Consider the following 5,966-nt stretch of genomic DNA (forward strand, 5'->3'; position numbering starts at 1 on the left):
CAACTGACATCTCGCCCCGCTTCCAGCCGGCGGGGTGCTTCGTCGCCGGAGCCGATCCATCCTGACCTCCAATGGAATGTTAGGAAGGATGAAGTCAGGAGCCGCCTCTCAACTTCGCGACCTCCTTCGGGCTGACTGCCCCCGCGCTGTTGTTCCAGCCTGCACGAATGAAGGTCAGCACGTCGGCAATGTCCCGATCGCTTAGCACGGCGGCGTACTTGGGCATCGGGTACGCCGCCGGAATACCTCGAACGACGAGATCCCCGGTGCCGTTCAGCGTCACGTTGATGAGTGACGACGGATTGCGCTCCAACACATTGGGATTGCCGGCGAGCGGCGCGAGCATGGGCGCGAAACCGCGCCCATCGGCGCCGTGGCACTGCAGGCAATGCGTCGTGTAGATGCGGGCGCCTGCATTGCCGGCCGGCCGGCTCAGCGACACCTTCGTCTTTTGCGCGTCGTAGGCATAGGGTGGTGCGCCATTGCCGCCCTGCGCCGGAAGCGTTTTCAGATAGGCGGCCATCGCGCCGAGGTCGGTATCGGTCATCGCCTGCGTGCTGTTGTTGACGACCTCCGTCATGGAGCCGAACGCGGTGGCATGCCGGTTCGCGCCGGTCTTCAGGAAGCTCACGAGTTCCGGTCCACTCCAGCGGCCCAGGCCGACGTTGTGCTCACCCGTCAGGTTCGAGGCAAACCAGCCTTCTATCAACGCGCCGGAGAGAAACGTGCTGCCGCCTTCGTCGACTGCCTTTTCCTGGAACGCGACACCGCGCGGTGTGTGGCACGAGCCGCAATGCCCCAGCCCCTGCACCAGGTAGGCGCCGCGATTCCACTCAGCATCCCTGCCGGGCTTGTCCTGGTACACGCCCTTGTCGAGGAACATGAAGTTCCATACTTTCAGCGGCCAGCGGATGCCCAATGGCCACCGAATCTCGGACTTCTGATTCTCCCGGTTCACGGGTTCCACACCATGCATGAAGTAGGCGTAGAGCGCCTGCATGTCGCCATCGTTGACTTTGGCGTACGACGGATACGGCATGGCCGGATACAGGTTGTGGCCATCTCTTGCGATGCCTTCGCGCATCGCGCGAATGAATTCTTCCTGGGTGTAGCGGCCGATGCCGGTGTCCGGATCGGGCGTGATCTTGGTCGAGTAGATGCGCCCAACCGGCGTTGTCATAGGCAGGCCGCCGGCGAACGGTTTGCCGCGCGGTGCTGAGTGGCAGGCGATGCAATCGCCCGCCTTCGCAAGATAGGCTCCGCGCGAAACCAGCGCCTGGTCGGGCGCGGTAGCGGCATGCGCGTTCGTGGCGGGGCCGCCCGATGCCAGTGAGAGCGCAAATCCCAGCGTGGCAAACGTCTTCGGTGCGTGGATCATCGACGGCCTCCACTCGCGTTTGATTTCAGTTGGTCGCCGATTGGCAAGGCGTGCAACCGCTTGCCGGTGGCCGCAAAGATCGCATTGGCGAGCGCCGGTTGCAACGCCGAGGTGCCCGGCTCGCCGATGCCGCCAGGCGCTTCGCTGCTCTTCACGAGATGCACGTCGATGTCTGGCGTTTCATTGATGCGCAAGACCCGATAGTCGTTGAAGTTGCTCTGCTCGACGCGTCCATTCTTGAAGGTGATCTCGCCGTACAGCGCCGCCGTGAGGCCAAAGACGATGCCACCTTGCATCTGGGCCTCGATCGTGTCGGGATTGACCGCCATGCCGCAATCGACTGCGCAGGTCACGTGATCCACGCTCACCTCACCATCGTCCACGGTCACGTCGACAACCATCGCGAAGAAACTGCCGAATGCGTGCATAAGGGACACGCCCCGACCTTTGCCCTTAACTTGTGGTGCACCAGCCGCCCATCTGGCCGCCCGCACGGCTTCGTTGAGCACGTTCAGCGCGCGCGGCGACTTCCCGAGCAAGGCTTGCCTGTACTTCACCGGATCTACCTTCGCGTGCGTCGCGAGTTCGTCGATGAAGGTCTCAACGACAAGGCCGATACATGTCGTGCTGGATGTCTTCCTCGCGCGTCCACACGACCTTCACCGGCACATTCAACTGCCTTGCCACTTTCGCGGCCTGCGTGACCATGTCGATTTCCAGGCGCCTGCCGAACCCGCCGCCCAGCAGATGGTTGTGGACGATGATCTTCTCCGGCGGCAGCCCAGTGACCTTCGCCGCCGCATCGGCCACGCGGCCTGGCACCTGCGTGCCCACCCACACCTCGCAGCCGTCCGGCCGGACGTGCACCGTGCAGTTCACCGGCTCCATCGTCGCGTGCGCCAGAAACGGCTGGTGGTAGATCGCATCGATACGCGTCTTCGCGTTGGCAAAGGCTTTCTCGACATCGCCTTCCTTGCGCGCCACCGCGCCGCTGCGCTGCGACGCCTTCACGAGGTCGGTGACGATCGTCTCGGTCGAAACGTCGGCGCCTGCGCCCTCGTCCCATTGGATCTCGAGCGCCTGCAGACCGCGCCTCGCGGCCCACGTGTGCGCCCCGATCACGGCGACCCCGTTGTCGAAGCTGACGACCTGCTGCACGTCGGGAATTTTTCTCGTGTGCGTGTCGTCGAATTTCGCCAGCCTGCCGCCGAACACCGGACAGGTCGCAATCGCCGCATACACCATGCCGGGCACACGCACATCCAGACCGAAGACCGCGGCACCATTCACCTTCTCCGGCGAGTCGAGGCGTTTCACGCGGGTGCCGATCAACTTGAAGTCCTTGGGCTCCTTTAGCCTGACATTCTGCGGTGGCTGCAGTCTGGCTGCGACATCGACCAGCTCACCGTAACCAATGCTGCGACTGGTCTGCGGATGCAAGACCCGCCCTTCCCGCGCCACGCAGCCCGAGGGATCGACCTTCCAGCGCTGTGCAGCGGCCATGACAAGCAAGGTGCGCGTGCTCGCGCCGGCCTTTCGCATCGGCTCCCATGCGTAGCGAATCGAAGTCGAAGCGCCGGTCAGCTGTTCGGCCAGCATCGGATCGGCAAAGAGCTTCTCGTTCGGCGGCGCATGAGCGAGCGTGACGCTCGCAAGCGGCACCTCGAGCTCCTCGGCAAGCAGCATCGGAATGGACGTGTACACGCCTTGCCCCATCTCGACCTTCGGCATGACCAGCGTGACCTTGCCGCGGCGATCAATCTGGATGAAGGCGTTGGGGGCGAATACGCCCTCGCGCGGCATCTCGACGCCGTCGCCGTCGATCACCGACGTGCGCGCCCCGCCCTGGCTGCGTGCCGGCACGCTGAAGCCGAACAACAAACCGCCACCGGCGGCCGTGCCTACCGTGGCGACCAACCCGAGCAGACTGCGGCGCGACAGGCCCACGCTCTGCCGCGCACCAGACGATTCGTGTGACGTGCTCATGTGCTCTTCGCGGCCTGCTTGATCGCGGCACGAATCCGGTTGTAGGTGCCGCATCGGCAGATGTTGCCGGCCATGGCAGCATCGATATCGGCGTCGCTCGGTGCCGGATTGCTGGCGATCAGCGCTGTCGCMGACATCACCTGGCCTGACTGGCAGTAGCCGCATTGCACGACGTCCAGTGCGCGCCATGCGTCCTGGACTTTTTTGCCGATGGGCGTTGCGCCAACGCCTTCGATCGTGGTGATCTTTCGATCTGCGACTGCCGCCAGAGGCATCACGCAGGAGCGAGTCGCGACGCCGTCGAGATGCACGGTACAGGCACCGCATTGCGCGATGCCGCACCCGAACTTGGTGCCAGGTCTTCGTGATGGCGAACGTGTGGCCGTTCATGGGCTGAGCGCAAAACGATTCGCGCCGGTGAACGGCGCGAGCCATTCCACCGCGCGGTCGGTATAGATCTCGACCTGCGGGGACGGCAGTCCCTCCAGGCTGTCGAGCGTGCCGGCCTTCACCAGGACCTGACCGGGCATCATCGCCACCTTGGTAATCACCGGCGAGCCGCAGCTCCCGCAGAAATGCCGGTAAGAGAGCTGTCCGCTGTCGCCCCTGTCCTCGAAGAACTTGGTCTCGCCGCGTTGCTCATAGTCGGCTTCGGCGATGAAGAGGTTGAAGGAGAAGAGGCTGCCGCTTTGTCTCTGGCAGTGCCTGCAATGACATATGGCTGCGGCCTGCGGTTCGCCCTTCAGCACGTAGCGCACGGCGCCGCAGAGGCATCCGCCTTCGCGATGGTTCATGATTTTTCTTTCTCTATCGAAAGCCGGGATACCGGGTTCCTTCTTGATGGGCTGCTCTGTCCGTGTTGCGATGTTCAAGCCGCGCTGGCAACCCGGATCAGTTTGCGGTTCAGGAATTCACCGATACCCACTTCCGCCAACTCGCGCCCGAAGCCGGCGTTCTTGACGCCGCCGAAAGGCAGCCCCGGCGAGTCGACGAAACAGGAGTTGATGTAGACCATGCCGGACTCGATGCGCGACGCCACCTGCTTGGCATGCTCGATGTCTGCGTCGAAGACGTAGCCGCCGAGCCCGTAGCGAGTGGCATTGGCCAGCTCGATCGCTTCTTCCTCGGTGTCCACGACATAGAAGGACAGCACCGGGCCAAAGGCCTCCTGCTGGTAGAGCGGGTTGTCAACGTCGATGTCCGTGATGATGGTCGGCTCGAGATAGAAGCCGGGGCGTTCGACGCGCTTGCCGCCGTAGACGATGCGCGCGCCCGAAGCCTTCGCCTCCTCGATCTGCTTGAGCAATCCGTTCAGCGCGGTCTCGCTGACYAGCGGGCCGAGCACCGTCGCTTCGTCCGCCGGGTCGCCCACCTTGATCGCTGCGAACCGCTCCTTCAGCGCCGCCAGCATCTGCGCACCGCGCTCCTTGCCCACGACGATGACGCGCTTGATGTTGACGCAGCCCTGACCCGAGTTGAACGTGCGACCCATCACGCACTGCTCGACCGCGTGATCGAGCGGCGCGCCCTTCAGGATGAGCGCCGGGTCGCTGCCGCCCAGCTCGAGCACCACCTTCTTGAGATTACGCCCGGCCCGTTCGCCAACGGAGGCGCCCGCCCGTTCGCTGCCGGTCAGGGCGACGCCGCGCACGCGGAAGTCGTCGATCAGCTTCGCGGCCTGCTCGACGCTRCAAAAGAGGTTGGTGTAGACGCCTTCCGGCGCGCCTGCTTCCTCGAAGAGCCGCGCGAAGGCAAGTGCGCAATGAGGCACGTTAGGCGCATGCTTCATGAGCACCACGTTGCCCGCGACGAGCTGCGGCGCGGCGACGCGGGCCAGCTGGTAGTAGGGAAAGTTCCACGGCTCAATGGCGAAGAGCACGCCGATCGGCTCGGCCACCACCGTGGCGCCGGGCTCGTCAGGCAGCGGCTGCGGCGCAAGAAAACGCTCCGCGTTCTTCGCGTAGTAGTCGAGGATGTCGGCGACCAGGTCGACCTCCATGTAGCCGAAGCGGGTGACCTTGCCCATCTCGAGGGTGAGATACTCGACGTATTCGTCGCGCTTCTCGCGCAGGATCTGCGCAGCGCGGGCGACGATCTTGGCGCGCTCGGCCACCGGCCTGAATTTCCAGTCTTCGCGATAGCGCCTGTCGGCGGTCTCCAGCGCGGCGAACACCTGTTCGTCGGATTGCAGCGGGAATTCCTTGACGAACTCGCCCGTGGCCGGGTTGATGGTGCGAAAGCTCATTTCTGTTCCTTGTTCTTTGCGCTTGAAGCGCGGAGGGAGGGCTCCAGGGAGCCGAGGTGTTTGGGAAACCGGAGAAGCCGGTATGCCGCGTCTTACCAGTCCGGCCGCAGCCAAGGATGGCGAATGTCCGCGACCGGGACTTTTCAGGAACCCTGCAGCGCCACGGCTTCGACTTCCACCTTGAGTCCATAGTGGAGTTGGCTGGTCGGTACCACCGCCCGGCTAGGCTGRCTGTTTCCCGCCCACTCGGCGTAGATCCTGTTGAACTCGGGCCAGTTGTCCATGCCGTCGATATAGACACGAACCTGAACCAGATTGGCGATCCCGCTGCCGCAGGCTTTCAGGACGGCCCCGACG

The 5,966-nt window shown here is 64.1% G+C and carries 4 protein-coding genes and 2 pseudogenes; all 6 read right to left on the bottom strand.

Going from position 1 to position 5,966, the window contains the following annotated elements:
• Positions 1-94: 94 nt before the first annotated feature.
• Positions 95-1,378, bottom strand: a complete 1,284-nt coding sequence (locus tag AC1DOC_RS21765) for a c-type cytochrome (protein ID WP_478080275.1) — start codon at positions 1,376-1,378, stop codon at positions 95-97.
• Positions 1,375-3,364 (bottom strand): annotated as a pseudogene (locus AC1DOC_RS21770) (xanthine dehydrogenase family protein molybdopterin-binding subunit). The gene AC1DOC_RS21765 and the pseudogene AC1DOC_RS21770 overlap by 4 nt, the downstream one beginning before the upstream one ends.
• Positions 3,361-3,720: pseudogene (locus AC1DOC_RS21775) on the bottom strand ((2Fe-2S)-binding protein); the annotation flags it as partial. The pseudogenes AC1DOC_RS21770 and AC1DOC_RS21775, both read right to left, overlap by 4 nt.
• A 30-nt stretch (positions 3,721-3,750) precedes the next feature.
• Positions 3,751-4,158 carry a GFA family protein gene (locus AC1DOC_RS21780; protein ID WP_018905799.1) on the bottom strand — a complete coding sequence of 136 codons (408 nt, stop codon included), beginning with the start codon at positions 4,156-4,158 and terminating at the stop codon, positions 3,751-3,753.
• 74 nt (positions 4,159-4,232) lie between these two features.
• Entirely contained in the window at positions 4,233-5,609 is a 1,377-nt protein-coding gene (locus AC1DOC_RS21785; protein ID WP_018905798.1) for an NAD-dependent succinate-semialdehyde dehydrogenase, read from the bottom strand.
• A gap of 143 nt (positions 5,610-5,752) precedes the next feature.
• A partial coding sequence (locus AC1DOC_RS21790) for a RidA family protein (protein WP_478130463.1) occupies positions 5,753-5,966 on the bottom strand: 214 nt, incomplete at its 5' end.

The sequence above is a fragment of the Variovorax sp. 01T439_2 genome (assembly GCF_056398445.1).